This window comes from Stenotrophomonas sp. LC732 (assembly GCF_052446685.1).
GTDB classification, from domain to species: domain Bacteria; phylum Pseudomonadota; class Gammaproteobacteria; order Xanthomonadales; family Xanthomonadaceae; genus Stenotrophomonas; species Stenotrophomonas muris.
Window position 1 is genome coordinate 986,889 of record NZ_CP199214.1, and the last position, 25,007, is coordinate 1,011,895.

The 25,007-nt window shown below is 66.8% G+C and carries 30 protein-coding genes; 10 read left to right on the forward strand and 20 right to left on the reverse strand.

Going from position 1 to position 25,007, the window contains the following annotated elements; all coding sequences use genetic code 11:
* Positions 1-31: 31 nt before the first annotated feature.
* Genes ACT6SE_RS04785 through ACT6SE_RS04805 form a run of 5 tightly spaced genes read right to left on the reverse strand, consistent with a single transcriptional unit; the run spans position 32 to position 3,055 of the window.
* Positions 32-511, reverse strand: a complete 480-nt coding sequence (locus ACT6SE_RS04785; RefSeq protein WP_046429494.1) for a hypothetical protein — start codon at positions 509-511, stop codon at positions 32-34.
* Positions 512-557: 46 nt separating this feature from the next.
* The gene (gene minE / locus ACT6SE_RS04790; RefSeq protein ID WP_005408532.1) at positions 558-818 is read right to left on the reverse strand and encodes a cell division topological specificity factor MinE; all 261 of its coding nucleotides are present in this window, start codon (positions 816-818) and stop codon (positions 558-560) included.
* A 2-nt stretch (positions 819-820) separates the two neighbouring features.
* Positions 821-1,630, reverse strand: a complete 810-nt coding sequence (gene minD / locus ACT6SE_RS04795) for a septum site-determining protein MinD (protein WP_005415682.1) — start codon at positions 1,628-1,630, stop codon at positions 821-823.
* Between the two features lie 37 nt (positions 1,631-1,667).
* A complete protein-coding gene (gene minC / locus ACT6SE_RS04800; protein WP_046429497.1) occupies positions 1,668-2,513 on the reverse strand; it encodes a septum site-determining protein MinC in 846 nt (281 codons plus the stop codon).
* On the reverse strand, positions 2,459-3,055 hold the full coding sequence (locus ACT6SE_RS04805) for a GNAT family N-acetyltransferase (protein ID WP_046429499.1): 597 nt from the start codon (positions 3,053-3,055) through the stop codon (positions 2,459-2,461). The genes minC and ACT6SE_RS04805 overlap by 55 nt, the downstream gene beginning before the upstream one ends.
* 150 nt (positions 3,056-3,205) lie before the next feature.
* Between ACT6SE_RS04805 and ACT6SE_RS04810 the strand changes: the two genes are divergently transcribed.
* From ACT6SE_RS04810 to ACT6SE_RS04825, 4 genes are all read left to right on the forward strand, one after another.
* Positions 3,206-4,402, forward strand: a complete 1,197-nt coding sequence (locus ACT6SE_RS04810) for a sensor histidine kinase (RefSeq protein ID WP_014646354.1) — start codon at positions 3,206-3,208, stop codon at positions 4,400-4,402.
* A complete protein-coding gene (locus ACT6SE_RS04815) occupies positions 4,402-5,043 on the forward strand; it encodes a response regulator (protein ID WP_006424175.1) in 642 nt (213 codons plus the stop codon). Before ACT6SE_RS04810 ends, ACT6SE_RS04815 begins: the two co-directional genes overlap by 1 nt.
* A gap of 234 nt (positions 5,044-5,277) precedes the next feature.
* The gene (locus ACT6SE_RS04820) at positions 5,278-6,351 is read left to right on the forward strand and encodes an SRPBCC family protein (protein WP_014646355.1); all 1,074 of its coding nucleotides are present in this window, start codon (positions 5,278-5,280) and stop codon (positions 6,349-6,351) included.
* A 103-nt stretch (positions 6,352-6,454) separates the two neighbouring features.
* Entirely contained in the window at positions 6,455-6,826 is a 372-nt protein-coding gene (locus ACT6SE_RS04825) for a DUF423 domain-containing protein (protein ID WP_046429504.1), read from the forward strand.
* A 154-nt stretch (positions 6,827-6,980) separates the two neighbouring features.
* On the opposite strand, the gene ACT6SE_RS04830 is transcribed toward ACT6SE_RS04825, so the two are convergent.
* Genes ACT6SE_RS04830 through ACT6SE_RS04850 form a run of 5 tightly spaced genes read right to left on the reverse strand, consistent with a single transcriptional unit; the run spans position 6,981 to position 9,679 of the window.
* Entirely contained in the window at positions 6,981-7,790 is an 810-nt protein-coding gene (locus ACT6SE_RS04830; protein ID WP_046429507.1) for a M15 family metallopeptidase, read from the reverse strand.
* A gap of 9 nt (positions 7,791-7,799) precedes the next feature.
* Positions 7,800-8,393 (reverse strand): PH domain-containing protein, encoded by a 594-nt coding sequence (locus tag ACT6SE_RS04835; protein ID WP_014646358.1) that lies wholly within the window; start codon positions 8,391-8,393, stop codon positions 7,800-7,802.
* A 3-nt stretch (positions 8,394-8,396) separates the two neighbouring features.
* On the reverse strand, positions 8,397-8,576 hold the full coding sequence (locus ACT6SE_RS04840) for a DUF4177 domain-containing protein (RefSeq protein ID WP_014646359.1): 180 nt from the start codon (positions 8,574-8,576) through the stop codon (positions 8,397-8,399).
* A complete protein-coding gene (locus ACT6SE_RS04845; protein WP_014646360.1) occupies positions 8,573-8,752 on the reverse strand; it encodes a hypothetical protein in 180 nt (59 codons plus the stop codon). The genes ACT6SE_RS04840 and ACT6SE_RS04845 overlap by 4 nt, the downstream gene beginning before the upstream one ends.
* 45 nt (positions 8,753-8,797) lie before the next feature.
* Positions 8,798-9,679: an SPFH domain-containing protein gene (locus ACT6SE_RS04850; RefSeq protein WP_444811104.1), complete on the reverse strand. Its 882-nt coding sequence runs from the start codon at positions 9,677-9,679 to the stop codon at positions 8,798-8,800.
* A 137-nt stretch (positions 9,680-9,816) separates the two neighbouring features.
* Between ACT6SE_RS04850 and purT the strand changes: the two genes are divergently transcribed.
* Positions 9,817-11,004 carry a formate-dependent phosphoribosylglycinamide formyltransferase gene (gene purT / locus ACT6SE_RS04855; RefSeq protein WP_014646362.1) on the forward strand — a complete coding sequence of 396 codons (1,188 nt, stop codon included), beginning with the start codon at positions 9,817-9,819 and terminating at the stop codon, positions 11,002-11,004.
* Between the two features lie 83 nt (positions 11,005-11,087).
* On the opposite strand, the gene ACT6SE_RS04860 is transcribed toward purT, so the two are convergent.
* Both ACT6SE_RS04860 and ACT6SE_RS04865 read right to left on the reverse strand, forming a co-directional pair.
* A complete protein-coding gene (locus tag ACT6SE_RS04860; RefSeq protein WP_032961376.1) occupies positions 11,088-12,302 on the reverse strand; it encodes an endonuclease/exonuclease/phosphatase family protein in 1,215 nt (404 codons plus the stop codon).
* A 38-nt stretch (positions 12,303-12,340) separates the two neighbouring features.
* Positions 12,341-13,096, reverse strand: coding sequence for an arginyltransferase (locus ACT6SE_RS04865; protein WP_046429513.1), 756 nt, complete (start codon positions 13,094-13,096; stop codon positions 12,341-12,343).
* Between the two features lie 156 nt (positions 13,097-13,252).
* On the opposite strand from ACT6SE_RS04865, the gene ACT6SE_RS04870 reads away from it, so the two are divergent.
* Positions 13,253-13,813: an EF-hand domain-containing protein gene (locus ACT6SE_RS04870; RefSeq protein WP_014646365.1), complete on the forward strand. Its 561-nt coding sequence runs from the start codon at positions 13,253-13,255 to the stop codon at positions 13,811-13,813.
* A gap of 51 nt (positions 13,814-13,864) precedes the next feature.
* Here the strand turns inward: ACT6SE_RS04870 and ACT6SE_RS04875 are convergent, their stop codons facing one another.
* From ACT6SE_RS04875 to ACT6SE_RS04890, 4 genes are all read right to left on the reverse strand, one after another.
* Positions 13,865-15,076 carry an RNA polymerase sigma factor gene (locus ACT6SE_RS04875; RefSeq protein ID WP_046429515.1) on the reverse strand — a complete coding sequence of 404 codons (1,212 nt, stop codon included), beginning with the start codon at positions 15,074-15,076 and terminating at the stop codon, positions 13,865-13,867.
* Positions 15,077-15,254: 178 nt separating this feature from the next.
* Complete coding sequence (locus tag ACT6SE_RS04880; RefSeq protein ID WP_046429517.1) at positions 15,255-15,764, reverse strand: pathogenicity-like protein; 510 nt, start codon at positions 15,762-15,764, stop codon at positions 15,255-15,257.
* 4 nt (positions 15,765-15,768) lie between these two features.
* Positions 15,769-16,689, reverse strand: a complete 921-nt coding sequence (gene tesB / locus ACT6SE_RS04885) for an acyl-CoA thioesterase II (protein WP_005408551.1) — start codon at positions 16,687-16,689, stop codon at positions 15,769-15,771.
* Positions 16,690-16,776: 87 nt separating this feature from the next.
* Complete coding sequence (locus ACT6SE_RS04890; RefSeq protein ID WP_014646368.1) at positions 16,777-17,553, reverse strand: enoyl-CoA hydratase/isomerase family protein; 777 nt, start codon at positions 17,551-17,553, stop codon at positions 16,777-16,779.
* Between the two features lie 34 nt (positions 17,554-17,587).
* Here ACT6SE_RS04890 and ACT6SE_RS04895 point away from each other — a divergent pair, with 34 nt between their 5' ends.
* Positions 17,588-18,034, forward strand: a complete 447-nt coding sequence (locus tag ACT6SE_RS04895; protein ID WP_041863160.1) for a copper chaperone PCu(A)C — start codon at positions 17,588-17,590, stop codon at positions 18,032-18,034.
* 72 nt (positions 18,035-18,106) lie between these two features.
* On the opposite strand, the gene ACT6SE_RS04900 is transcribed toward ACT6SE_RS04895, so the two are convergent.
* From ACT6SE_RS04900 to uvrA, 3 genes are all read right to left on the reverse strand, one after another.
* On the reverse strand, positions 18,107-18,832 hold the full coding sequence (locus ACT6SE_RS04900; RefSeq protein WP_014646370.1) for a hypothetical protein: 726 nt from the start codon (positions 18,830-18,832) through the stop codon (positions 18,107-18,109).
* 97 nt (positions 18,833-18,929) lie between these two features.
* The gene (locus tag ACT6SE_RS04905) at positions 18,930-19,337 is read right to left on the reverse strand and encodes an acyl-CoA thioesterase (protein WP_032956469.1); all 408 of its coding nucleotides are present in this window, start codon (positions 19,335-19,337) and stop codon (positions 18,930-18,932) included.
* On the reverse strand, positions 19,337-22,330 hold the full coding sequence (gene uvrA, locus ACT6SE_RS04910) for an excinuclease ABC subunit UvrA (RefSeq protein ID WP_046429521.1): 2,994 nt from the start codon (positions 22,328-22,330) through the stop codon (positions 19,337-19,339). Before uvrA ends, ACT6SE_RS04905 begins: the two co-directional genes overlap by 1 nt.
* Before the next feature lie 318 nt (positions 22,331-22,648).
* On the opposite strand from uvrA, the gene rplU reads away from it, so the two are divergent.
* From rplU to cgtA, 3 genes are all read left to right on the forward strand, one after another.
* Positions 22,649-22,957, forward strand: coding sequence for a 50S ribosomal protein L21 (gene rplU, locus ACT6SE_RS04915; protein ID WP_005408557.1), 309 nt, complete (start codon positions 22,649-22,651; stop codon positions 22,955-22,957).
* An 18-nt stretch (positions 22,958-22,975) separates the two neighbouring features.
* Positions 22,976-23,239: a 50S ribosomal protein L27 gene (rpmA, locus tag ACT6SE_RS04920; protein WP_005408558.1), complete on the forward strand. Its 264-nt coding sequence runs from the start codon at positions 22,976-22,978 to the stop codon at positions 23,237-23,239.
* Between the two features lie 193 nt (positions 23,240-23,432).
* A complete protein-coding gene (cgtA, locus tag ACT6SE_RS04925) occupies positions 23,433-24,485 on the forward strand; it encodes an Obg family GTPase CgtA (RefSeq protein WP_014646373.1) in 1,053 nt (350 codons plus the stop codon).
* Between the two features lie 166 nt (positions 24,486-24,651).
* Here cgtA and rpsT read toward each other — a convergent pair whose 3' ends face one another.
* Entirely contained in the window at positions 24,652-24,921 is a 270-nt protein-coding gene (gene rpsT / locus ACT6SE_RS04930; protein ID WP_005408560.1) for a 30S ribosomal protein S20, read from the reverse strand.
* Positions 24,922-25,007: the final 86 nt, after the last annotated feature.

The window sequence follows — 25,007 nt, forward strand, 5'->3', positions numbered from 1 at the left end:
CAAAAGGGATCTGACCCCGGTTCCCGGTGAATCACGCCACTGGCAACCCGCGTTCGATCAACCATGCCTTCGCGTCTTCGGCGTCCTGCTCGAACCACGCTTTCGTAGATCCCAGCCGATACGTATACCCCCAGGCATCCATGTCGGCCATCAGCCGCTGGCTGCCGACGCCGGGCAGCTGCCCGGCCAGCACGATCTGCAGGTAGCAGGTCGCGTCTTCCTCGGCCACCGAGTCGGTGGCATCGGTATGCACCTGCGCCCGCCGCTCCGGCGGCAGTACGATCAGGTGGCAGGCCTCATGCAGCATCGAGTGCACGGGCGTGTCATCGCGCACGTAGACGTTGCTGGCGATGATGCCCGCCTCGGGCTCGCCCCAGTAGCTGCCGGGAATCGGCTCGCCGGCGGCCACGTGGTGCAGCCGCAGGCCATGCGCGGCGAGCAGGCACTGCGCATCGGCGAAGGCGATGTCGCCCACGCAGGTGATGTCCACGGCGATTGTCGTATCGGTCATGCGGGTCAGGCAGCCCCGCCCATGCAGGCACGGGCGGGGCAGGGGATCAGGGTTTGTCCGGGCCTTCCGGCAGCGCCACGGAGATGTCCAGCACATCGTGCTGGCCATCCTTCACCAGGTCGACCTTCACCGCATCGACGTCGATGTTCACGTACTTCTTGATCACTTCCAGCAGCTCGCGCTGCAGCAGCGGCAGGTAGTCCGGGCCACCACGGTGGCTGCGTTCCTGCGCGATGATGATCTGCAGGCGGTTCTTGGCGGTTTCGGCGGTGGTCTTCTTCGCTTTGAGGAAATCAAACAGGCCCATGCTTACCCTCCGAACAGCTTGCTGAAGAAGCCCTTCTTCTCGACGTTGGTGAAGCGCATCGGGCGTTCTTCGCCGAGGATGCGCGCGACGGCGTCTTCATAGGCCTGGCCGGCAGCGGATTCGACATCCAGGATGACCGGCTCGCCCTTGTTGGAGGCGTTGAGCACGTCGCCCGATTCCGGAATCACGCCGATCGCCTTCAGGCCGAGGACTTCCTCGACGTCGGCGATGCTCAGCATCTCGCCGCTTTCCACGCGCAGCGGGGTGTAGCGGGTCAGCAGCAGGAAGGCCGGCACGTCCTGGCCGGATTCGGCCTTGTGGGTCTTCGAATCGAGCAGGCCGATGATGCGGTCGGAGTCGCGCACCGACGACACTTCCGGGTTCACCACCACCACCGCGCGGTCGGCGAAGTACATCGCCAGGAAGGCGCCCTTCTCGATGCCGGCCGGGGAGTCGCAGATGATGTAGTCGAAGCCGTCGGCGGCCAGGTCCTTCAGGACCTTGCCCACGCCTTCCTGGGTCAGTGCGTCCTTGTCGCGGGTCTGCGAGGCCGCAAGCACGTACAGGTTGTCGAAGCGCTTGTCCTTGATCAGGGCCTGCTTGAGGGTGGCTTCGCCGTGCACGACGTTGACGAAGTCGTACACCACGCGGCGTTCGCAGCCCATGATCAGGTCGAGGTTGCGCAGGCCGACGTCGAAGTCGATCACCGCCACCTTCTTGCCGCGCCGCGCCAGGCCGCAGGCCAGGCTCGCGCTGGAAGTGGTCTTGCCGACGCCGCCCTTGCCGGAGGTGACTACGATGATTTCAGCCAAAGGACTTCTCCTGGTTCTGCATGAGTTTGGTGCTGCGTCAGTCCAGCGCAGCGATCTTGATCTGGTCCTGTTCCAGCCACACCTGGACGGCCTTGCCGCGCAGGTTGTCCGGAACATCGTCCAGTACCTTGTAGTGGCCGGCAATGGCCACCAGTTCCGCATGGAAATCACGGCAGAAGATGCGTGCCGCGGTGTTGCCCTGGGCCCCTGCCAGCGCGCGGCCACGCAGGGTGCCGTAGATATGGATGCTGCCATCGGCGATGACCTCGGCGCCGGCGCCGACAGTGGCCATCACGGTCAGGTCGCAGTTTTCCGCGTACAGCTGCTGGCCCGAACGCACGTTGCCCAGCTGCATGCGGCCCGGCTGCGGTGCAGCGGCGTCGGCCACCTTGGCCACCGGCGTCGCTGGGGCTGGCTTCGGTTCGGCACGGGCTGCCCGGCGCGGTTCCGGTGCGGGCGGCGGCGGGGCCGGTTCGCCCTCGGCACGCTCGTACTGCGCGCGGAACTTGGCCAGCAGCGGCAGGCCGAGCTGCTGGGAGAGCAGGTCGACCGCGCTGGTGCCGTAGGCCAGCGCCACCGGCAGCACCCCGGCGCTGCGCAGGCCGTCGACCAGCGCCTGCGCGGTGGCCACGTCCGGCACCTGGCTCAGGCCGCCGAAGTCGAGGATCACCGCGGCGCGGCCGAACAGCTTCGGTGCGCGGGTCACGCGCTCGCGCATTTCCTGCACGAGGCGTTCGACATCAAGGGTACGGATGCGCAGGTTGGCGATGCCCACCTGGCCGATCTTCAGTTCACCGGCCTGTTCGTAATCGAAATTCACCGCCACGCTCAGGTCCCCGTCGGCCGCTGTGCCTGCGCCGGCAGCTGCCGGGCGCGTGTCCATGCCACATCCGGCAGCTTGTCGCCGTAGGTCTCCTGGACCCACGGGTAGCTGCACAGTTCCTTGGCCAGCATGCTGGCGCGCACATCGACCTGCGGCATGGTGTTCTGGCCCAGCTCGCGGAAGCCGAAGCTGCCGTGGAAGAGCAGGGCGGCATCGGCGCCATGGTCGAGGAAGACCTCGCAGGTCATCTGCGGGTAGCGCAGCTCGGCGAAGCTCTGCGCGTCGGCGTAGAACGCACGCCCGACGCCACCGCCACGACGGCGGCTGGCGACCACGATGCGGTCGATATAGAAGAACGGGGTGTCCAGCTGCTGCTTGAACCAGGCGAAATTGCTGCTGTCGTGCTGGCTGTCGCTGCCGAAGCCGATCAGGAAGCCGGCCAGGTTGCCGTCGCGCTCGGCGACGCGGAAATACTCAGCGGTTTCATAGAACAGGCGCAGGCGGGTCGCATCCAGGGGAAGGATGGCCAGGCCAGCGTTGTTGTTCAAAGCCAGGACGGAATCGAGCTCGTGCTCGCGCACGTCGCGGATGACAATCGACATTGTGACTCCGTGGGGTAACGCGGTTGGTCCATCAAGGGACCCTGCGCACGATTATTGCATGCCCGGGGTGGGCTGCGGCATGAACAGGCGACCGGGCAGGCATGACTTCCGTGGGGTGCGGTGCGCAGGCGCGGCCCGTAGAGTGCTGGCATGTTGGGAGTCCTCAGCCATACCCGCGTCCTCCGCCTGGCCGGCCTGTTCACCTGGGTCATGGTCGGCCTGCCCCTGGCGTACTCGCAGTTCGAGAACCTGCACAGCCGCGGTGACATGGGCGGCTGGGCGATCCTGTTGTTCGTCGCCTACCTGTCCTTCGGCACGGCCTACTACTGGTTGACCCGTATCCTGCGCAGCGACAGCCACACCAGCTGGCTGGACCGCGGCCTGCTGCTGTTGCTGACGGTCTCGGCGCTGGGGGTCAGTTTCCTCAGCGGTTCGGGCCTGGGCAGCATCCTGATGATGGTCGCCGCCGGGGTCATTCCGTGGATGCTGTCGGTTCGGCTGGGGGTGCTGTGGCTGCTGGTCAGCCAGCTGGCGGTGGCGCCGGTCTATTACCTGCTGCTGCGCTTCCCGCTGTTCGAAGCGGTGATGCAGTCGCTGCTGTATGGCGGCTTCTCCATGTTCATCTTCGTGACCAGCCTGGTTGCACGGCAGCAGACCGAGGCCCGCGACGAGCAGCGCCGGCTCAATTCGGAGCTGCGTGCCACCCGCGCCCTGCTGGCCGAGAGCGCGCGGGTCAACGAGCGCACCCGCATTTCACGCGAGCTGCACGACCTGCTGGGCCACCAGCTGACTGCGCTGACCCTGAACCTGGAGGTCGCCGGCCACCTGGCCGAGGGCCAGGCGCTGGACCACGTGAAGCGCTCGCACGCGCTGGCCAAGCTGCTGCTGGGCAATGTGCGCGAGGTGGTCAGCCAGCTGCGCGAGACCGGCGCGATCGATCTGGCCGCGGCGCTGCGCCCGCTGACCGAGAACGTGCCCTCGCTGGATATCCAGCTGGAGATCGAGGATCCGTTGAACGTGGAAGACCCGCAGCGGGCCCACGTGCTGCTGCGCTGTACCCAGGAGATGATTACCAACGCGGTGCGCCACGCCGGCGCCCGCCACCTGTGGATCAAGGTGTACCGTGAAGCCCCCGACCGGGTGGTGGTGGAGGCCCGCGACGACGGCGTCGGCGCGGATATGGTCAATGTAGGCAATGGCTTGCGCGGCATGCGCGAGCGCCTGCAACAATGTGGTGGCCAGCTGCAGATCGAAACCCGTCCCGGAGAAGGCTTCCGGCTGCGGGCGACGGTGCCGGCAACGGTGCTGGTGGCGGCCCTTACCAAGGTTCCTGAAGGAGTGCGTTGATGATTCGCGTCTGCCTGGTCGACGACCAAACCCTGGTGCGGCAGGGAATCCGCTCCCTGCTGGCGCTCGACGACGGCATCGAGGTGGTGGCCGAGGCCGGCGACGGCCGGCAGGCGGTCGAGCTGATACCGCAGGTGCGCCCCGACGTGGTGCTGATGGACATGCGCATGCCGGTGATGTCCGGTCTGGAGGCACTGCAGGTGCTGTCGCGGCAGGAACAGCTGCCGCCGACCATCATCCTCACCACGTTCGACGATGACCAGCTGGTGCTGGCCGGGCTCAAGGCCGGTGCCAAGGGCTACCTGCTCAAGGATGTCACCCTGGCGCAGCTGGTCGGTGCCATCCGTACCGTGGCCGACGGCGGTTCGCTGGTGCAGCCGGCGGTGACCCAGCGCCTGCTGTCCGGCCTGGAGCACATGCGAAACGAGTTCGTCAGCCTGGACCGCCCGGACCCGCTGACCGACCGCGAGACCGAGATCCTGCGGCTGATGGCCAGCGGCTTCTCCAACAAGGAGATCGCCAATTCGCTCGGCGTGGCCGAAGGGACCATCAAGAACCACGTGTCCAACATCCTGTCCAAGCTGGGCGTGCGCGACCGTACGCGTGCCGTACTGAAGGCGTTCGAACTCCAGCTGGTCTGAAGAAAATCGTTCAAGTACAAAGACTTGGGTCGTAGTTACGGGTTCCTGCCAAGGTTGCCCCCTACTTGCCGGGTAGCGGTATGCGTTACCCTTCGAATTCTTTGTCCATACAAATACGCAGCCGGCAGGGAAACCGGTGCGCCAATCCCGATAAACAATGCCCGCGAAGCCTGCTAGGATTGGCGCTTCGCTTCAATCAACCCGGCCGTGGGATCGGCCCCGGAGACTCTCTGAATGACCCGTATTATCGAGTTCCTGATCGCCTTGGGGATCGTGGCTGGCCTGTTCGTCATCATTGGCGTATGTCTGCCGGGCGAGCGTCACATCACCGAAAGCATCGAGACCAACCGCAAGATGACGATCGTGTACGACACGGTCAGCAGCCTGCGCCGCTTCAAGGACTGGAACCCGCTGGTACTGCGCGATCCCGCCGTTGAACTGAAGCTGTCCGGCCCGGCCTCCGGTACCGGTGCCACCCTCGACTTCACCTCCAAGGACCTGGGCACCGGTTCCTGGAAGATCACCGAAGCCGAAGAGAACAAGCGTGTTGTGATCGCCATCGAAGACGCCACCAAGGGTCACGACAAGGTCACCACCTTCAACCTGGAGCCGACCGGCAAGGGCGGTCGCAACGTCAAGATCACCCAGGACTACTCGGTGAAGTACGGCTTCGACCTGTTCGGCCGTTACGCCGGCCTCTATGTCAGCCGCCAGATCGGCGACGACATCAAGCTGGGCCTGTCGCGCATCGCCAACATGCTCGCAACCGTGCCGAACGTGGACTACCGCACGCCGGAAGCCCCGCTGACCGACCTGGCCATCGTTGAAGTGCCGGCCGAGAACCTGCTGGTGGTCAACGCCGGCAACGTGGACCGCGGTCAGGACACCATCACCAAGTCCATCAAGGACAACCAGGAGTGGATCAAGCGCGTGATGGAGGCCAATGGCCTTGAAGCCGCCGGCCCGTTCCGCATCATCACCACCGACTTCGGCCAGGAGAAGTACGCCTTCGACATCGCCCAGCCGGTGAAGAAGAAGGGTGCTGAAGGTGCTGCTGCCGACGAGCTGACCGTGAAGATCGACGGCGGCGCTCCGGTCAAGTACGTGCACGTTGCTCCGCACCGTTCGGCGCATGCGGCCTACACCGGCCACATGGCGGGTCTGGACGTGGCCCGCAACGGCCTGCGTGCCTGGGCCGTGACTTCGGGCAACGAAGTCATCGACCGCCCGTACGAAACCTGGAAGGACGGCATCGACAAGTCGTTCACCCCGGAAGCGACCTACGACATCTACTGGGCCGTCAAGTAAGCCTCGGCGGACCCATGTAGTGTTGGACACGAAAACGCGCCGCTCATTGCGGCGCGTTTTTTTGATCCGGCGCCCGGCAAGGGGCGCTGCGCAAGGAGCCCCCATGTTCAATCTCGATCGTCGTGCACGTAAGCCGTCCCTGCTCGCCTGCCTGGGGGCGCTGCTGGCCGCTGCCTCGATCGGCCTGTCCGCCTACGCCTCGCATGGCGTGGCCGATCCGCTGGCGCAGCAGCACCTGAACATGGCGGCGCTGTACGCGTTCGCGCATGGTGCGGTACTGGTGGCACTCGGGCCGCGCGCGCACGGGGCGATCGCACACCTGGCGCTGTACGTGCTGCTGCTGGGTGTGCTGTTGTTTTCAGGCAGCCTGGTGGGCGGGGCGCTGTGGCAGTGGCCGACGCGGATGGCGCCGATCGGTGGCACCAGCATGATGGCCGGCTGGGTGGTGCTGGCGATCAATGCGTTGAGGCGGTGACGGCAATCCGGGTACAGCCGAGCATGGCTCGGCACTACATGGGGGCGTTGCGCGGCAGCTGCTGTAGAGCCGAGCCATGCTCGGCTTCGAGCGAAGCGGCCCGCTTTTGTCTTCGCTCTCTCGTTCCATTCCGCGTGCGGGCGCCACGAGGGGCTCAGCCGTTGGCCGGCCTCCAGCACCAGTGCCAGGGTTCGTAGACGATGCCGTGCGGGTTGTCGCGTGGGTAGCTCAGATGGAAGCCATGCCCGCCGGCATGCACCTGCAGCCAGGCGAACGCGTCGGTGGCTTCAAATGATTCCTCGGCCGGGGCATCGCCCGGTGTGCCGATGTCCAGCGCATGGCCGCTGTGGTGTTCGCTGAACCCCGGCGCTGCATTGACCTTCAGGATCTCCGTCACGCTCAACCCACGTGCCAGCTTCCGCTCGAAGATGCCCAGCTGGTAGGCATGGCTGCGGAAGCCGGAAATTGCGTCGAGCGCGATGCCCTCCCGTGCCGCCTGCAGGCGCATCCGCCGCCATCCCTGCGCGGCGCCACGGCGCAGCCACAGCGGGCGGCCGAAGCGGTCACGGCCGGCGAAGTGCAGCAGGCACGGTTCGGGCTGCAGTGGCAGGCCGCTGTCGTCGGCATAGCGCTGTGCATCCAGTCCCAGTTGCTGCAGGCGTTGCTGCAGCCCGGCCAGCGGCAGCCACTGTTCCTGCAGCGCAGCGCCGAACGGACGTGCCGCCGCTGCATCGAGCAGCGCCAGTGCGTCCTCGGCCCCGGGCTCGCGCGGCAGGCGTGGCACCAGCGAATGCACGCCATGCGTCGTTACCGCCGCCAGGTAGCGGCCATCGCGCTTGCGCCGCAGCACCCACTGTGCCTGCGACAGCAGGCGGGCATCCAGGTTGCTTCGTGCGCGCAGCAGGTGGGCGGGCCACAGCTCGATGGCCTCGGTATTGATCAGCAGGGGGGCGCGTCGTTGCATCGCCGCAGCTTACCGCCGAGGCGCCGGTGCGGCCACCTTGCGCAGTGCGTCCAGCAGCACCTGCGGCCGCTCCAGGCTGAGCAGCAGCGTGCTGCCATCGCTGACCGGCAGGGCGAGAACGCGCGTGCGGTCGGTGACCAGCGCGAACCCCTTGCCGCCGCCCTGCAGGCGGAAGTGGCCGGAATAGAAGCCCGGCATCGCATAGCCATTGGTCTTGAAACGAATGCCATAGCGGCGGTCACGCTGCAGGTCGACCACCTCGGCCTGGTCCAGCCGCAGCTGTGCCACCGGAACGCGGCGGCGGTACATCGTCGAGCGCACGTCCAGCACGTCGTCGGCCAGTTCCACCCGGCGGCGGAAGAACGCCGCGCCCAACCCGATGCCGAGCGCGGCGATCACCAGCAGGCTCCAGGCGGCACTGCCGCCCATCCGGAACCAGGGCGGCGACAGCGTTACTTCGATCCAGGGCGCCGTGGCCGGTGCCTTGTACAACTGCGCATACAGGCAGGCCACGAAGGCGGCGAGCAGGGGCAGCACGATCCACAGCACGCGCAACGGCGAACTCTCGGCCACCTCGTACTGCTTTGGATCGCTGGCACCCATGGCTCAGGCCTCCTTCTTGAATACCAGCATCGCCGGGCGCATCGGTGCGGGGATGATGATGTTGACCAGCTCCCAGCCCAGTTGGCCCTGGCGGCTCAGTTCGCTCTGGATGTCCTCGGCCTTGAGCTGGCCCATCATGGACGTCTTGACCTCGATCGTCTGGTAGCTCCAGCGCTTGCTCATTCCTTGTCCCCCGAAGATGGCGTGGGTTTCGGCAGGCGTCCTGCCTTGCGCAGGGCGTCGCGCAGCACGTATTCGATCTGTGCGTTGAGGCTGCGCAGCTCGTCGTCAGCCCAGCGTTGCGCGGCGGCCAGGACGTCGGCATTGATGCGCAGCGGGTAGGCTTTCTTCTCACTCATGCAAGCTCCTGGCGGGGTGGTGGGGCACCCCGTTGCGAGGGTGGTTCAGTACAGCGAACCGGCGTTGACGATCGGCTGGGTACCGCGGTCCGAGCACAGCACGGTCAGCAGGTTGCTGACCATGTGCGCCTTGCGTTCTTCATCCAGCTGCACCACGCCGTTCTTCTGCAGTTCGGCCAGGGCCATTTCAACCATGCCCACCGCACCGGCCACGATGCGCGTGCGTGCGGCGATCACCGCGTTGGCCTGCTGACGCTGCAGCATCGCCTGGGCGATTTCGGCGGCGTAGGCCAGGTGGCTGATGCGTGCGTCGATCACCTGCACGCCGGCGTCGGCCAGGCGTTCGGCCAGCTCGTTCTTCAGGTGCTGGGAGATCTCGCTGGCATGGCTGCGCAGGGCCAGCTGGCCGTCTTCGTGCTGGTCGTAGGGATAGCTGGTGGCCATCGCACGCAGCGCAGATTCGGACTGGATGTGCACGAAGCTCTCGTAGTCGTCCACGTTGTAGACGGCCTCGGAGGCGTCGACCACCTGCCAGACGATCACCGCGGCGATCTCGATCGGGCTGCCGTCCAGCTCGTTGACCTTCAGCTTGCCGCTCTCGAAGTTGCGCACGCGCTGGCTGACCCGGCGCTTGGCAAAGAAGGGGTTGTTCCAGCGCAGGCCGTTGTCCTTCACCGTGCCCCCGTACTTGCCGAACAGGCTAAGGACCGCCGCCTGGTTGGGCTGGATGGTGTACAGACCGGCCAGGATGAACACGCCCAGCGCCACCAGCAGGGCGCCCAGCAGCATCAGCAGCAGGCTGGGCGAGCCGGTGCTGGCCTTGGCTGCCACGCCCACCACGAACAGGGCGGCGCCGGCGAGGCCGACGAGCAGGGCGCCGACCAGCGTGCCGAGGCCGTTGAGGGAAGACAGCGACTTCTCTTTCATGGCGGTACGTCCTTGAGGGTTCAAATTTAAGATATCAAAGTGATATCACCTGTCCACTACCGTTCGTCGGATGCCATGGTCAGGGTGCCCGGCCAGCTAGAATGCCCTCCCGCCTTCACATCGCTGCTGGAACCGCCATGGCCAAGCTTGGAACGCCGTTGTCCCCCTCCGCCACCCGAGTGCTGCTGCTGGGCTCGGGCGAACTCGGCAAGGAGGTGGCCATCGAGCTGCAGCGGCTGGGCGTGGAGGTGATCGCCGCTGATCGCTATGCCGACGCCCCGGCCATGCAGGTCGCGCACCGCTCGCACGTGATCGACATGCTCGATGCGATGGCGCTGCGGGCGCTGATCGCCCAGGAGCAGCCGCACCTGGTGGTGCCGGAAATCGAGGCCATCCACACCGAGACCCTGGTCCAGCTGGAACAGGAGCAGGGCCTGCGGGTGATCCCGACCGCGCGCGCCGCACGCCTGACCATGGATCGCGAAGGCATCCGTCGCCTGGCCGCCGAAACCCTGGGCCTGCCGACCTCGCCGTACCGCTTCGTCGATACCGAGGCCGAATACCGTGCTGCCGTCGCCGCCATCGGCCTGCCGTGCGTGGTCAAGCCGGTGATGTCGTCCTCGGGCAAGGGCCAGAGCACCCTGCGCAGCGAGGCGGACATCGCCCCGGCCTGGGACTACGCGCAGACCGGTGGCCGCGCCGGTGCCGGCCGCTGCATCGTCGAAGGCTTCATCGATTTCGATTACGAGATCACCCTGCTGACCGTGCGCCATGCCGGTGGCACCTCGTTCTGTGCGCCGATCGGCCATCTGCAGAAGGACGGCGACTACCGCGAAAGCTGGCAGCCGCAGCCGATGTCGAGCGCGGCACTGGCACGTGCCGAGGAGATCTCACGTGCGATCACCGACGACCTTGGCGGCTGGGGCCTGTTCGGCGTGGAGCTGTTCGTGAAGGGCGACGAAGTGTGGTTCAGCGAAGTGTCGCCGCGCCCGCACGACACCGGCCTGGTGACGCTGGTATCGCAGGAGCTGAGCGAGTTCGCGCTGCATGCGCGCGCCATCCTCGGCCTGCCGATCCCGGTGATCCGCCAGAGCGGCCCGTCGGCGTCGTGCGCGCTGTTGGCACACGGCGAGGGCGTGCCGTACTTCAACAACGTCGCCGCTGCATTGCAGGTGCCGGATACTGCCGTACGCCTGTTCGGCAAGCCGAGCGTGCATGGCCATCGCCGCGTCGGTGTCACCCTGGCGCGCGCGGAAACCATCGACGAGGCGCGCGCCATCGCGCGAGATGCCGCCGACGCCATCGGCGTCGAACTGCGCCCGTAAAGCAAAAAGGGGACGGAGGGGATTAAGTCGTTTGTGCCACAAACGACTTAATCCCCTCCGTCCCCTTTTCAGGGCCGTCGACTCTACCGCACGTCCACCCACACCAGGTGGTGGTCGCTGCCGTCGGCGATCTTCGCTTCCGGGCTTTCATTGGCCGGCCAGAAGATACCGCTGCCGACATATTCGAAACCGGTCGAGGGCAGTACGTAGTCCAGGCGCATGGTGCCGGACTTCGGGCCGAAATCGCCGGTGGCATGGAACGGTGCGCCCTTGCGCTCGATGCCCTTGGCCGCATAGGCCAGGCTGGTCTGCTCGCCACCGACGCTGCGCGGGGTGGGGTAGCGCAGCACGCGGGCGTTCTCGATCAGTTCGACGATCGCCTCATGGCGGCCATCGCCATCGACCGGGTCGTTGTTGAGGTCGCCGAGGATCACGAAGCGCGCGTCCTGGGCCAGGCCGCCGCACTGACCCTTGTCGTCGCACAGCCATGGCTTGTCACCCTTGGACAGGTATTCCTGCCACAGGCGCAGTTCGTCATGGTTGCGCGCCGCGTTGCGCTTTTCCGGGCCGTCGAACACCGGCGGGGTCGGGTGCGACACCAGCGCGTGCACCACGCCGGCCGGGGTCTTCACCGGCACGTCCCAATGCGACTTCGACGACAGGCGCAGCTGCGACCACACATGGTCGTTGTAGAAGCTCTGGCCGGTACGTGGATCGACCGGTCGGATTGCGCCCGGCATCGCGCTCCACTTCAGCAGCTGGAAGCTGCGCACCCTGGCTTCGTCGATCGGGTAGCGCGACAGCACCAGCATGCCGTACTGGCCCGGGTGCAGGCCGTAGCCCCAGGCATCGTTGCCGCGGCTGCGGCCTTCGCCACCGACCACGCCGTTGTTGTCCAGGTCCAGGCCGCTGGGCACGCCGGTGTTGACCGGTGCCAGATAGCGGTAGGCGAAGTGCAGCGGCTTGCCGCCACCGGGCTGGGCGACCTCCAGGTAGCGCTTCTGGAACAGGTCGGCGGCGCGATGGGCGTCGTCGAAGTCGAATTCGTTCAGCAGCACCAGGTCCGGGCGCACCTGCTGCAGCACTGCGGCGATCTTGCGCGCGTGTTCGCTGTCGCCTTCCAGCTCCTTGATCAGGCCACCGGCGTCATCGGAGTACAGCGAGGTGTTGTAGGTGGCCAGGCGCAGCGCAGCGGACGGCTTTTCGGTCATCGCAGGGGACGTGGCGAAGGCAGGGGCGGTGGCGCCGCAGAGCAGGGCCAGGGCGAGGATCAGGGGATGGCGGCGGGTCATGTTCATGGGCCGTATTGTGCACCCGGCCCGGTGTCAGCGGTTTGTCAGCGCCCGTCCAGATCCTTGTCGAAATCGTGCCAGCGGCGGCCATCGTAGGCTTCCAGCGGATGGAAGCGGCGCTTGTAGTCCATCTTCTGGTGGCCGCGGATCCAGTAGCCCAGATACACGTGCGGCAGCCCCTCTCGGCGTGCCCACTCGATCTGCTGCAGGATCGCGAAGGTGCCCAGCCCGCGCGCGGGGTGGTCCGGGTCGAAGAAGGTGTAGACCGCCGACAGGCCGTGCTCGGTGACGTCGGTCACCGCTACCCCCAGCAGCTGGCTGGGCTGGCCGTCGTGGCCGGGCAGGCGCATCTCCATGAAGCGGGTGTGCGACCAGCTGCCGATCAGGAACTGCTCGAACTCGTGCGGGCCGTGGTCGTCCATGCCGCCGTTGGCATGGCGGTGGGTGAGGTAGCGGTGGTACAGCGCGAACAGGTCATCGCGGGCGGTGGCGGCGGTGATCCGCACCTCCAGGTCGTCATTGCGGGTGGCACAGCGGCGCTGGCTGCGGTCCGGGGCGAAGCGGGCCACCGGGATGCGCACCGCCACGCAGGCCTGGCAGTGCGCGCAATGCGGCCGGTAGACCAGGTCGCCGCTGCGGCGGAAGCCCCAGCTCAGTGCCAGTGGATAGAGCGCGCCGAGGCGGCGGTCGTTCGGGTCCAGCACCAGGTCGCGTGCCACCCGGTCCGACCAGTACCCGCAGGGGTGCTCGCCGGTCTGGAAAAGTCGCAGTTCGTCGTCTCTGTCGCCATGTATCGCCATGGGCACAGCATAGCCCCAGGTTGTCGCAGTGGCGGCGACTGTCCGCCGGATGAATGGAATCGGCAGTAGCGTCAACCGACGTCGCGCCCGGGCGTTGTTGTCCCCCGAGGGTGAAGTGATCACCCCGACGCTGTTCCCATCCCCAGGAGTGACCTCATGATCCGTACCCCCCTGCTGCTGGCCCTGCTGCTTGGCACCTCCGCATCCGGTATCGCGCTGGCGGCCGACACCCCGGCCACGCCGGCACCGCGCCCGGCCAAGCTGGACACCAACGGTGACGGCGTGATCGACCGCAGCGAGGCGGCCGCCAACCCGCGCCTGGCCGCGAAGTTCGACGAGCTGGACAAGAACAAGGACGGCAAGCTCTCGCGCGACGAGCTGCCGCGCTGGCAGCATGGCCGTCGTGGCCACGGCGGTGAGCGCTGGGCCGCGCTGGACGTCAACAAGGATGGCCGCATCAGCCGCGAGGAAGCCAAGGCCGATCCGCGCCTGGCCGCGCGCTTCGACCAGCTTGATCTGAACAAGGACGGCTACCTGGACAAGGCCGACCGCGAGCTGCGCATGAAGCAGCATCGTGATGCCTGGTTCGCCGCCGCCGACACCAACAAGGACGGCCAGCTGAGCAAGGCCGAGTTTGATGCGGCCAAGGGCCCGATGCATGGTGGCCCGCGCCATGGCGGTCCGCGCGACGGCGGCGCACCGAAGCCGCAGCGCTGAGGGTCAATGCAGTGATGACGACAACGCCGGCGGCACTGCCGGCGTTGTCCGTTACAAGCGGCCGCTGCGCATCAGCGAGTACGCCACAAGCGCAATGACCATCAGGTTCATGGCGATGATGGCGGTGCGGCCGTACATCGATTCGAACTTCCAGTTGATGCCGGTTCGCCCGCGCCGCGCCGAATCGCGCGCGATCATCGGCGCCATCACCCGCTGCAGCGTCACCAGGCACTGGTAGTTGACCACGCCCAACCCGACCGCCAGCACCGTCAGCTGCGTCCAGACCGGTGCCTGCAGCACCACAGCCAGGAGGATCGCCAGGCACCAGAACATGCCGGTGGTGATGTTGAGGTAGAGGAAGCGGCGCACATCGGCCCGCTCTGCCGCAGTTTCGGTGTACGACATCAGGAAGCGCCCGCCGAGGTAGCTGCCGATCGCGCCACCCACCACGCCGCCGATCACCGCCCCCCAGCTTTCGGCCGGCAGCACATGCAGCTGGCCCAGGGTGGCGGTCAACGAACCCATCGCGGTGCCTCCGGCAACGCTGGCGCCGCCGAGACCGAGCTTGCTGCCACCGACGCCGGTGCCGATCAGGATCGCGGCACTGGCGGTGCCGGGTGCGGCCACCAGCACCATCGACACCACGGCGGTGGCGAATGCGGCGCTTGGTGCACTACTGCGCGCGAATTCGCCGAAGCGCTGCAGCAGGCCTTCGCGCACCAGGGCACGTGCACGCGACAGGCGCTTGCGCACGGCCGCATCGCTGAGCCCGAGCAGGTCGGCGACCTGTTGCGAGCGCTGTCCTTCGCGGTAGTACAGCAACAGGACTTCGCGGCTGTCAGCGGGCAGGGCGGAGATGATGTCCTCGGCGGCGATCTCCTCTTCCACCCGCTGCAGGCGATCAGCCGCACCTGGGGCCGGGTCGGCGGCCATGCCCATCGCCACCTCCGCGGCCTCGCCGGTCAGCGGCCGGCCGCGTTGCGCACGCAGCCAGTCGCGGGCCAGGTTGCGGGTGATCTGCCGCAGCCAGGGCAGGAAGCTGGTCGCGCTGCGCAGCTGGTGCAGCTGCTGCCAGCCCTTCACGAAGGCCTCCTGGGCGATGTCCTCGCTGGCCTGGCGGTCGCGGGTGATGGCCAGGGCGATGGCGGTGACCGTGTTCTGGCAGGCCAGCACGATACGGCCGTAGGCATGCTGGCAACCGCTGGCGGCGGCGGGCAGTTCGCGTTCCAGGGTCTGGTCGATCGATGCGGCGAACGTCGTCATGGCGGCGGCTCTCCTGCTGGGATTGTGTCCCATGACGGAGCCGCGCGCCCAATGTGACCGACTTTCTGTGCTGACAAAAAAGGGGACGGAGGGGATTAAGTCGTTTGTGCCACAAACGACTTAATCCCCTCCGTCCCCTTTTTGCAGTTGCCGGCCAGCGGCGGGTACGACCCGTGGGTTATTTCGATGGCTGGATGCGGACCCGGACTTCTTCCTCTTCCGGTGCGGCCTGCGGGGCCGGTTGCGCCTGCTGCGGCTGGGCCTGCGGGGCAGGGGCCGGTGCTGCCGGGGCCGGGGCATCGCGATGGCGCAGGCCGATCACCAGCGCCACGCCGGCGATCACCACCAGCAGGGCGATGCGGATGCGCCAGGCCCAGCTGCGGCCGCCGCTGCCCTGTTCCGGCGTGTCGCGGAAGGCGAACTCGGCGGTCGGATGGTCGCGGCGGGTGGTGTCGAGCAGGCGCGCCTCACGCAGGATCTCGCGTGCACGCGGCTGGTCGTCGGCGCGCACGATCCATACCGCCGGGTAGGCGTTGGCGTTGCCGAGGTCGGTATAGCTGAACTGGCCGCGGCGACGGGTCTTGTACGAGCGCCCGTTGGTCACCTTGACGTCGATGCCATGCCCGCGCAGGAGCTCGGCCACGCCTTCGACGGTTTCCACGCGCTGGCTGCTGAAGATCTGGCGCATGGGTTTACTCCTTGGCCGGCACGGCGGCCGCGGCAGCCTGGTCGGGAACCACGCGGATCAGGCCCTCCTGCGCGGTGCTGGCCACCAGCACACCATTGCGGGTGAAGAACTGGCCGCGGGCCAGGCCGCGCGAATCCTGCGCGCTGGGGCTGTCCAGCGAGTACAGCAGCCAGTCGTCGGCACGGAACGGGCGGTGGAACCAGATCGCGTGGTCGAGCGAGGCCATCTGCACGTGCGGGTGGTAGTAGCTGATGCCGTGCGGGAACGTCGCCGTGCCCAGCAGGTGGAAGTCCGAGGCATAGGCCAGCAGGGCCTGGTGCAGTTCCGGAGCATCGCCGACCGGCTCGCTCAGGCGCAGCCACACCTGGTGGTAGGGCGGGCGCTTGGGCGGGTTCAGTTCGTCGCGCGGGTAGACGTGGCGGAATTCGAACGGGCCGCCGCGCGACAGCCAGCGCTGCACCTTGATCGGCAGCCGCTCCAGCACTTCGGCCGGCAGCGGCCGGTTCGGTTCGATGTCTTCCGGCTGCGGCACTTCGGGCATCTTGTGCTGGTGCTCGGCGCCGGTCTCGGCCTGCTGGAACGATGCCGCGCAGAAGAAGATCACCTTGCCGTGCTGGATCGCGGTGACCCGGCGCACCGAGAAGCTGCCGCCGTCGCGGGTACGGTCCACGTCGTAGACGATCGGGTGGTCGATGTTGCCGGCGCGCAGGAAATAGGCGTGCAGCGAGTGCACGTGGCGGCCGTTGTCGACCGTGGCCTGTGCCGCGGCCAGCGCCTGGCCCAGCACCTGCCCGCCGAACACGTACTTGGTGCCGATGTCGCGGCTCTGCCCGCGGAACAGGTTGTCCTCCAGCCGCTCCAGCGTGAGCAGGTCGATCAGCTCGGAGACGACGGGTTCGGGCGTGTCGTTCAAGGGGGCGGCCACAGCAGTGAAAGAGGGCCTGATTATACCGGTCAGGGGTCAGATCCCTTTCGCCCGGCGAAAGGGATCTGACCCCGGGCGGGGCAACCGCTATTTGCCCAGCCGGGCTACCAGGGCCTGCAGGGCGTTCTGTGCGTCCGGGGCGAACCAGGCCTCGACGAAACGGTCGAGCTGGATCAGGTCCGGCTGCAGCGCCACGTGCAGGTCGGCGCGGGCGATGGCGCGGGTCAGCAGCATCGGCTGGCGCGGCTGCCTGAGCAGGTCCTGCAGCCAGGCAATCGCGCGTGCCACCACCAGGTCCCCCTCTGCCAGCTCATCCACCAGGCCGATCTGCACCGCCTGTTCGGCCGGTACCAGCGAACCGGTGGTCAGCAGCACGCCGGCGCGGTGCACGCCCACCGCACGGCGCAGCAGGCGCTGGATGCCCTCCGGCGCGATCAGGCCCACCTGCACCTCGTTCAGGCCGATGGCATATGGCCGCGACGGATCGGCGCTGCGGGCCATCACCCGGTAGTCGCAGCACAGGGCCAGCACGCAGCCGCCCGCCGGGGCGTGGCCGGTGATCGCCGCGACCACCGGGATGCGGCTCTCGGCCAGCGTGCGTACGGCGCCAAAGAAGGCGTTCCAGGTGTCCAGCAGCTTGTGCTTGTCATCGCCATGCGAGAGCAGGTGCGGCACGTCCATGCCGCCGGTGAAGATGCGCTCGCTGCCCGACAGCACGATGCCGTGCGCGTCTTCGGCCATGGCCAGCTCGATGGCATGGATCAACTGCCGGCACAGGTCGGTGTCCAGTGCGTTGACCGGCGGCCGCGCCAGGCGCAGTTCGCGGATGGGGCCATGGTTGATCACCTCGATGAGCGTCGTCATGCTGCGGTCTCGTTGCGAAGAAGGAACCTGGGCGATGATAACCAAACCATTCGTTGGCGTACTGTGGCTTCTGTGTGCGGCCGCAGCATCGGCCTCGGCGGCGGAATCGGGCTGCGTCACGGTGGATCAGGGCTGGGCGCGGTTGCCACCGAATCCGGCAATGCCGATGACCGCTGGCTACGGCGTCATCCACAACGGCTGCGGCAAGGCGGTGGTGATCACCGGCGCGACCAGCAGCAGCTTCAATGATGTGTCGCTGCACGAAACCACGATCACGGATGGGGTCAGCCGGATGCGCGCGATCGAGCGCCTGCCGCTGGCGCCGGGTGCACGTGCCGAGCTCAAGCCCGGTGGCCTGCACCTGATGCTGATGCAGGGCAAGGGCGCGCTGAAGGAGGGGCAGGCGGTGCCGCTACGGCTGCAGCTGGAAGGCGGCGGCGAAGCAAGTGCGACGCTGGCCGTACGCAAGGCTGCGCCGTAGCGGGATGGTCGTGCCGGCCGCTGGCCGGCAGCACAGGAAATGCCGGCCAGCGGCCGGCACTACCGCAGGGCCTTACGACCAGTCGTACGAGAACAGCACGGTGCGGCTTTCCGGCTCGTACAGCATCACGATCGCATCGGCGCCGGTGGCGCACCAGTTGTAGCCGGCTACGCCGGCCACGGCGAAGAACTTGTTGCCGTTGCGGGTGATGATCACCGTTTCGGCATCGTCCGCAGCGTTTGGGTCATCGGCAGCGTCGGTGAAGCCCAGTTCGAAGGCCGCGGGAATCTCCGCGGTCTCGGTCCAGTTGCCGAAGCCTATCGGTCCGCCCAGCGTATCCAGGTAGTCGCGTTCGCTGGCCTCACCCTTGCCGTAGCGCGAGTAGCAGGCGAGACGGCCGTGCGCGGCATGGTAATCGCGGGCCTTGGCGTAGCTGTCGCGCATCTGCGCGATGTGCTCCTGCGCATCCTTGTCCTGCACCGCCTCGCCGATGAAATAGCCCTCATTGCCGAGGAAGCGCATCTCGTTGCCGGCGGTCAGTTCGAAGGCGATCCAGTTGGTGCCGGTGAAATCGTTGTGGTGTTCTTCGGTGGTCTCGCCGATGCAACCGTCGTACGGCTCGATCGGGCACAGCATCGTCGCCACCTGGCCGGCCAGTTCCGGCCGCAGCACGCCCAGGTCAATCTTCAGCAGCGGCAGCAGGTGCTGGCCGAGCCAGGCCTGGTCAGCGGGAAAGACGTCGGTGGGGAAGGGGACCATGCCGGGCAGCAGGTCGCGCAGTTCAGTCTGGTGGATCATGTCAGTCCATTGAATGGGATCGGTAGTGCCGGCCGCTGGCCGGCAACCTCATTGCAGCCAAAGCGTGCCGACCAAGGTCGGCACCTACCAGGGCGCGTCAAGTGGAGGCGCTGCGGATCGCCTCCGGCAGCGGCGCGCTCTTGCCGGTCTGCGTATCCATCCACACCACCACCACGTTGCCGTCGGAATACAGCTTCGACGCGTCCTGCTGGTCGACGATGCGGTGGCCGATGGTCACGCTGCTGTTGCCCAGGCGCTCGACGAACAGCTCGACCAGTATGTCGTTGGGCCACACGATCGGCAGCCGGTAATTGACGTTGGTCGCGGCCACCACCGGTGCGATGCGGTCGGTCATCGATACGCCGTCCACGCCCAGCATCCAGCGCACGCGCGCTTCTTCCAGGTAGGAAATGTACTTGGCGTTGTTGACGTGGCCCATGCTGTCCATGTCACGCCAGCGCACGCTGATCGGGATGCGGGCCAGGATCTTGTGTTCGCTGCTCATCAGGCGTCCTTCTTCTTCGATGTGCTCTTGCTGGCCTTGCCGGTGCTCTTGGCGGCCGCGGCCTTCTTGGCAACCTTGGCCGGCTTCTCAGGCTTCACCTTGCGTGGCGGGCGGGCGTCGGGCTTGTTGGCCACGGCGGCCGGCTGTTCCGGGCGCGCGCTGGTGGACGGCAGCATGCGCGCCAGGAACTGGCCGGTATACGACTGCGGACAGGCCGCCACGTCTTCCGGCGTGCCGGTGACCAGGATGGTGCCACCGCGGTGGCCGCCTTCCGGACCCAGGTCGACGATCCAGTCGGCGGTCTTGATCACGTCCAGGTTGTGCTCGATCACCACCACCGTGTTGCCTTCGTCGCGCAGCTTGTGCAGCACGCCCAGCAGCGCTTCGATGTCGTGGAAGTGCAGGCCGGTGGTCGGTTCGTCGAGGATGTACAGGGTGCGGCCGGTATCGCGGCGCGACAGTTCCTTGGACAGCTTCACGCGCTGTGCTTCACCACCGGACAGCGTGGTCGCGCTCTGGCCCAGTTTGATGTAGCTCAAGCCGACGTCGACCAGGGTTTCCAGCTTGCGTGCGATCGACGGCACCGGTTCGAACAGCTTCAGTGCATCCTCGACGGTCATTTCCAGCACGTCGTTGATGTTGAAGCCCTTGTACAGGATCTCGAGCGTCTCGCGGTTGTAGCGCTTGCCATGGCAGACGTCGCAGGGCACATACACGTCCGGCAGGAAGTGCATCTCCACCTTGATCAGGCCGTCGCCCTGGCAGGCTTCGCAGCGGCCACCGCGCACGTTGAAGCTGAAACGGCCCGGCGAATAGCCACGCGCACGCGCTTCGGGCACCTGTGCGAACAGTTCGCGCAGGGGGGTGAACAGGCCGGTGTAGGTGGCCGGGTTCGAACGCGGGGTGCGGCCGATCGGTGACTGGTCGATGTCCACCACCTTGTCGAACAGGTCCAGGCCATCGATCTCCTTGTACGGGGCGATCGGGTGCGAGGAACCGTTGATCTCGTTGGCGGCCAGCGAGAACAGGGTGTCGTTGATCAGGGTGGACTTGCCGGAGCCGGACACACCGGTCACGCAGGTCAGCAGGCCCGACGGAATCGCCAGGTCCACACCCTTGAGGTTGTTGCCGCTGGCCCCGCGCAGGTGCAGGGTCATCTTCGGGTTCGGCTTGTGCCGGCGCGCGGGGATCTCGATCGCGCGCTTGCCCGACAGGTACTGGCCGGTCAGCGAGCGCGGTGCCTCCAGGATGTCCTGCAGGGTGCCCTGGCCGACGATCTCGCCGCCATGCACGCCCGCGCCCGGGCCGATGTCCAGCACGTAGTCGGCCAGGCGGATCGCGTCCTCGTCATGCTCGACCACGATCACCGTGTTGCCCAGGTCGCGCAGGCGGGTGAGGGTGCCGAGCAGGCGTTCGTTGTCGCGCTGGTGCAGGCCGATCGATGGTTCGTCGAGCACGTACATCACGCCGACCAGGCCGGCACCGATCTGGCTGGCCAGGCGGATGCGCTGCGCCTCGCCACCGGACAGGGTGTCGGCCTTGCGCTCCAGGGTCAGGTAATCCAGGCCGACATCGACCAGGAAGCCGAGGCGTTCGCCGATTTCCTTGACGATCTTCGCGGCGATCTCGCCACGCCAGCCGGGCAGGCTCAGTTCGCTGAAGAATTTCAGCGCCTCGTCGATCGGCAGCACCACCAGCTCCGGCAGCGGGCGGTCGGCCACGAACACGTTGCGTGCCGCCTTGTTCAGGCGCGCGCCATGGCATTCCGGGCACGGCTGTTCGCTGATGTACTTGGACAGCTCTTCGCGCACCGCCGGCGATTCGGTTTCCTTGTAGCGGCGCTCGAGGTTGGGAATGATGCCCTCGAAGCGGTGCTTGCGCTGGGTGCGGCCACCGGCTTCGGTGAAGTAGGTGAAAGTGATCGCCTCATCGCCGCTGCCGTACAGCACGGCGTGCTGCACGTTCTCCGGCAGCGAGTTCCATGCCGCGTCGACGTCGAACCGGTAGTGCTTGGCCAGCGAGGCGATCAGCTGGAAGTAATAGGCGTTGCGACGATCCCAGCCGCGCACCGCACCGGCGGCCAGCGACAATTCGGGGTGCACCACCACGCGCGAAGGATCGAAGAACTCGGCCATGCCCAGGCCGTCGCAGCCGGGGCAGGCGCCCATCGGTGCGTTGAACGAGAACAGGCGCGGTTCCAGCTCCGGCAGCGAGTAATCGCAGACCGGGCAGGAGTACTTGGAGGAGAACAGCGTCGGCGAAGCGTCGGCACTGTCCAGGCTCTGCACCGAGGCCATGCCATCGCCCAGCTTCAGCGCGGTCTCGAAGCTCTCGGCCAGGCGCTGCTTGATGTCCTCGCGCGGGCGGAAGCGGTCGATCACCGCCTCGATGGTGTGCTTCTGGCGCAGCGCCAGCGGCGGCACCGCATCGATTTCATGCAGCTCGCCGTCCACGCGCACGCGCACGAAACCCTGCGCGCGCAGCTGGTCGAACACCTGGGCATGCTCGCCCTTGCGGTCGCGGATGACCGGGGCCAGCAGCATGTAGCGCTGTTCCGGGTCCAGGGTCAGCACCTGGTCGACCATCTGGCTGACCGTCTGCGCCTCCAGCGGATAGCCGTGGTCCGGGCAGCGCGGGGTGCCGACGCGGGCGTACAGCAGGCGCAGGTAGTCGTAGATCTCGGTGATCGTGCCGACCGTCGAACGCGGGTTGTGCGAGGTCGACTTCTGCTCGATCGAGATCGCCGGGGACAGGCCCTCGATGTGGTCCAGGTCCGGCTTTTCCATCACGCTCAGGAACTGGCGCGCATAGGCCGACAGCGACTCGACATAGCGGCGCTGGCCTTCTGCATAGATGGTGTCGAACGCCAGCGAGGACTTGCCCGAGCCGGACAGGCCGGTGATCACGATCAGCTTGTCGCGGGGCAGGTCGAGGTCGAGGTTCTTCAGGTTGTGCGTCCGCGCGCCGCGGATGCGGATGAAATCCATCGCCATGGGGGATCCGGTTGTGGGGGCGTTGGCTGGGTGCCGGGCCAGCAGGGAACGGCAATCGGTCAGCCTACCGAGGTGACCAGATGGGGGCAATGGGCGACAATGCCAGCCCGATGTCTCATCTGGTGAGACAGGCCGTCAGGCAGGGGTCAGATCCCTTTTCACGGGGTGAAAAGGGATCTGACCCCGTTCCGGAGCCGTCCCCCCGCGGCGTTCGGGGGTTGACTTGACCCGCGCCCGCTGATCTGCGTACAATTCCGCTCCTGTCCGCCCTCGATGGCGGCAGCTCAGACCACAATAACTACAGAGGAAGGCCTGGTCATGTACGCAGTACTGGTCACCGGCGGTAAGCAATACCGCGTGGCGCAGGGCGAAAAGCTCCGCATTGAAAAGCTCGAAGTCGAAGTCGGCAGCGAGATCAAGTTTGACAACATCCTGATGCTGGGTGACAGCGACGGCGTGAAGCTGGGCGATGCGCTGAAGGGCGCTGCCGTCACCGCCAAGGTCCTGTCCCAGGGTCGTGCTGACAAGGTCCGGATCATCAAGTTCCGTCGCCGCAAGCACCACATGAAGCGTCAGGGTCACCGTCAGTACTACACCGAAATCGAGATCACCGGCATCGCCGGCTAAGCATCAGGAGAAGCAGTCATGGCACATAAAAAGGGCGTAGGCTCCTCGCGCAACGGTCGCGACTCCAACCCGAAGTACCTGGGCGTCAAGATCTTCGGCGGCCAGGCCATCGAAGCCGGCAACATCATCGTGCGTCAGCGCGGCACCCAGTTCCACCCGGGCACCGGCGTTGGCCTGGGCCGTGACCACACCCTGTTCGCCCTCGTGGACGGCAAGGTGGAGTTCTCGGTCAAGGGCGCCAAGAAGCGTCGCACCGTCAGCATCGTCTCGGCCGACGCCTGATCCAGGCATCGCCGGCACCCGTGCCGCGGCATGGCCGTGCTGGATGAAGAGCACGCTGCATGGAGAGCCCCGCTTCGGCGGGGCTTTTCGTTAGAGTTGAAGCAAGACCGGCTGGGCCGGGTTGCCGGCCCGCGGCCGGCATGACATTCAAGGTGGCGGCCAACAGGTCGCGCCCATCGCAGGCATCGAAACAATGAAACTGGTAGACGAAGCAGAAATCGAAGTGTTCGCCGGCAACGGCGGCAACGGCTGCATTGGCTTCCGTCGCGAGAAGTTCATTCCGCTCGGCGGCCCGGACGGCGGCGACGGCGGTGCGGGCGGCAGCGTGTACATCCGCGCCGACGAAAACCTGAACACCCTGGTCGACTTCCGCCATGAGCGTATCTTCAAGGCGCAGCGCGGCGAGAACGGCATGGGCCGCCAGGCCTATGGCAAGGGCGGCGAAGACCTGACCATCACCGTGCCGGTCGGCACCGTGGTCATCAACGTTGCCACCGATGAAGTCATCGGCGACCTGACCCAGCACGGCGACCGCCTGCTGGTGGCCAAGGGCGGTCGCGGTGGCCTGGGCAACATGCACTTCAAGAGCTCGACCAACCGCTCGCCGCGCCAGGCGCTGCCAGGCGAGCCGGGCGAAGAGCGCACGCTGAAGCTGGAGCTGAAGCTGCTGGCCGATGTCGGCCTGCTGGGCTTCCCCAACGCCGGCAAGAGCACCCTGATCCGTGCCGTTTCGGCGGCAACGCCGAAGGTGGCCGATTACCCGTTCACCACGCTGTACCCGAACCTGGGCGTGGTGAAGGTGGAGAACCACCGCAGCTTCGTGATCGCCGACATTCCGGGCCTGATCGAAGGTGCTGCGGACGGCGCCGGCCTGGGTGCGCAGTTCCTGCGCCACCTGCAGCGCACCCGCCTGCTGCTGCACCTGGTGGACATCTCGCCGATGGAAGGCGGCGTGGAGGGCATTTCGCCGGTGGAGCAGGTGCGTGCGATCGAACGCGAGCTGGAGAAGCACGATCCGGAGCTGCTGAACAAGCCGCGCTGGCTGGTGCTGAACAAGGCTGACCTGATGTTCGAAGACGAGGCGCAGGCCGCGGCGGAGCAGATCGTCGCCGAGCTGGGCTGGAAGGAGCCGTGGTTCCTGGTTTCCGCGCTGGGCCGCGAAGGTACCTTCCCGATCATGAGCCGGATCATGGCCTTCTTCGATCGCCAGAAGGAAGACGAGCTGGAAGCCCGCAACGCGCAGTGAATGCCGTTGTGGTTCCATGCGGAAAACCCGGCTTCGGCCGGGTTTTTCATTTGGTAGTGCCGGCCGCTGGCCGGCAATCCCGGTAAACCGCAGGCAACAAAAAACCCGGCCGGGGCCGGGCTTTTGTCTGCTGCCCAACCCCGAAGGGCAGGGCGGCAACGCCGGATCAGGCGGCCTTGAGGGCCTTGATGCGGTCGTTCAGGCGGCTCTTGTGGCGAGCAGCCTTGTTCTTGTGGATCAGGCCACGCGCGCTGAAGCGATCCAGGATCGGCTGGGCAACGGCGAAGGCGGCTTCGGCGCCGGCGGCATCGTTGGCGTCCAGCGCCTTGATCACTTTCTTGACAGCGGTGCGCAGCATCGAGCGCTGAGCCACGTTGCGCGCGTTGCGCACGACGGTCTGCTTGGCGCGCTTCTTGGCGGACTTGATATTGGCCACGGTGGTGGTTTCCTGAAAAAATCGGTGTTATGGGAACAGCAAGCTAGCTAGTATGATGGCCCGAGAAATGCACGTCAAGTCGATTG

What these genes read in the sequence shown, in the direction of transcription:
- ACT6SE_RS04785 (WP_046429494.1), bottom strand. Translation starts at nt 511, where the DNA reads ATGACCGATACGACAATCGCCGTGGACATCACCTGCGTGGGCGACATC.
- minE (WP_005408532.1), bottom strand. Translation starts at nt 818, where the DNA reads ATGGGCCTGTTTGATTTCCTCAAAGCGAAGAAGACCACCGCCGAAACC.
- minC (WP_046429497.1), bottom strand. Translation starts at nt 2,513, where the DNA reads ATGGACACGCGCCCGGCAGCTGCCGGCGCAGGCACAGCGGCCGACGGG.
- ACT6SE_RS04805 (WP_046429499.1), bottom strand. Translation starts at nt 3,055, where the DNA reads ATGTCGATTGTCATCCGCGACGTGCGCGAGCACGAGCTCGATTCCGTC.
- ACT6SE_RS04810 (WP_014646354.1), top strand. Translation starts at nt 3,206, where the DNA reads ATGTTGGGAGTCCTCAGCCATACCCGCGTCCTCCGCCTGGCCGGCCTG.
- ACT6SE_RS04815 (WP_006424175.1), top strand. Translation starts at nt 4,402, where the DNA reads ATGATTCGCGTCTGCCTGGTCGACGACCAAACCCTGGTGCGGCAGGGA.
- ACT6SE_RS04820 (WP_014646355.1), top strand. Translation starts at nt 5,278, where the DNA reads ATGACCCGTATTATCGAGTTCCTGATCGCCTTGGGGATCGTGGCTGGC.
- ACT6SE_RS04825 (WP_046429504.1), top strand. Translation starts at nt 6,455, where the DNA reads ATGTTCAATCTCGATCGTCGTGCACGTAAGCCGTCCCTGCTCGCCTGC.
- ACT6SE_RS04830 (WP_046429507.1), bottom strand. Translation starts at nt 7,790, where the DNA reads ATGCAACGACGCGCCCCCCTGCTGATCAATACCGAGGCCATCGAGCTG.
- ACT6SE_RS04835 (WP_014646358.1), bottom strand. Translation starts at nt 8,393, where the DNA reads ATGGGTGCCAGCGATCCAAAGCAGTACGAGGTGGCCGAGAGTTCGCCG.
- ACT6SE_RS04840 (WP_014646359.1), bottom strand. Translation starts at nt 8,576, where the DNA reads ATGAGCAAGCGCTGGAGCTACCAGACGATCGAGGTCAAGACGTCCATG.
- ACT6SE_RS04845 (WP_014646360.1), bottom strand. Translation starts at nt 8,752, where the DNA reads ATGAGTGAGAAGAAAGCCTACCCGCTGCGCATCAATGCCGACGTCCTG.
- ACT6SE_RS04850 (WP_444811104.1), bottom strand. Translation starts at nt 9,679, where the DNA reads ATGAAAGAGAAGTCGCTGTCTTCCCTCAACGGCCTCGGCACGCTGGTC.
- purT (WP_014646362.1), top strand. Translation starts at nt 9,817, where the DNA reads ATGGCCAAGCTTGGAACGCCGTTGTCCCCCTCCGCCACCCGAGTGCTG.
- ACT6SE_RS04860 (WP_032961376.1), bottom strand. Translation starts at nt 12,302, where the DNA reads ATGAACATGACCCGCCGCCATCCCCTGATCCTCGCCCTGGCCCTGCTC.
- ACT6SE_RS04865 (WP_046429513.1), bottom strand. Translation starts at nt 13,096, where the DNA reads ATGGCGATACATGGCGACAGAGACGACGAACTGCGACTTTTCCAGACC.
- ACT6SE_RS04870 (WP_014646365.1), top strand. Translation starts at nt 13,253, where the DNA reads ATGATCCGTACCCCCCTGCTGCTGGCCCTGCTGCTTGGCACCTCCGCA.
- ACT6SE_RS04875 (WP_046429515.1), bottom strand. Translation starts at nt 15,076, where the DNA reads ATGACGACGTTCGCCGCATCGATCGACCAGACCCTGGAACGCGAACTG.
- ACT6SE_RS04880 (WP_046429517.1), bottom strand. Translation starts at nt 15,764, where the DNA reads ATGCGCCAGATCTTCAGCAGCCAGCGCGTGGAAACCGTCGAAGGCGTG.
- ACT6SE_RS04890 (WP_014646368.1), bottom strand. Translation starts at nt 17,553, where the DNA reads ATGACGACGCTCATCGAGGTGATCAACCATGGCCCCATCCGCGAACTG.
- ACT6SE_RS04895 (WP_041863160.1), top strand. Translation starts at nt 17,588, where the DNA reads ATGATAACCAAACCATTCGTTGGCGTACTGTGGCTTCTGTGTGCGGCC.
- ACT6SE_RS04900 (WP_014646370.1), bottom strand. Translation starts at nt 18,832, where the DNA reads ATGATCCACCAGACTGAACTGCGCGACCTGCTGCCCGGCATGGTCCCC.
- ACT6SE_RS04905 (WP_032956469.1), bottom strand. Translation starts at nt 19,337, where the DNA reads ATGAGCAGCGAACACAAGATCCTGGCCCGCATCCCGATCAGCGTGCGC.
- uvrA (WP_046429521.1), bottom strand. Translation starts at nt 22,330, where the DNA reads ATGGCGATGGATTTCATCCGCATCCGCGGCGCGCGGACGCACAACCTG.
- rplU (WP_005408557.1), top strand. Translation starts at nt 22,649, where the DNA reads ATGTACGCAGTACTGGTCACCGGCGGTAAGCAATACCGCGTGGCGCAG.
- rpmA (WP_005408558.1), top strand. Translation starts at nt 22,976, where the DNA reads ATGGCACATAAAAAGGGCGTAGGCTCCTCGCGCAACGGTCGCGACTCC.
- cgtA (WP_014646373.1), top strand. Translation starts at nt 23,433, where the DNA reads ATGAAACTGGTAGACGAAGCAGAAATCGAAGTGTTCGCCGGCAACGGC.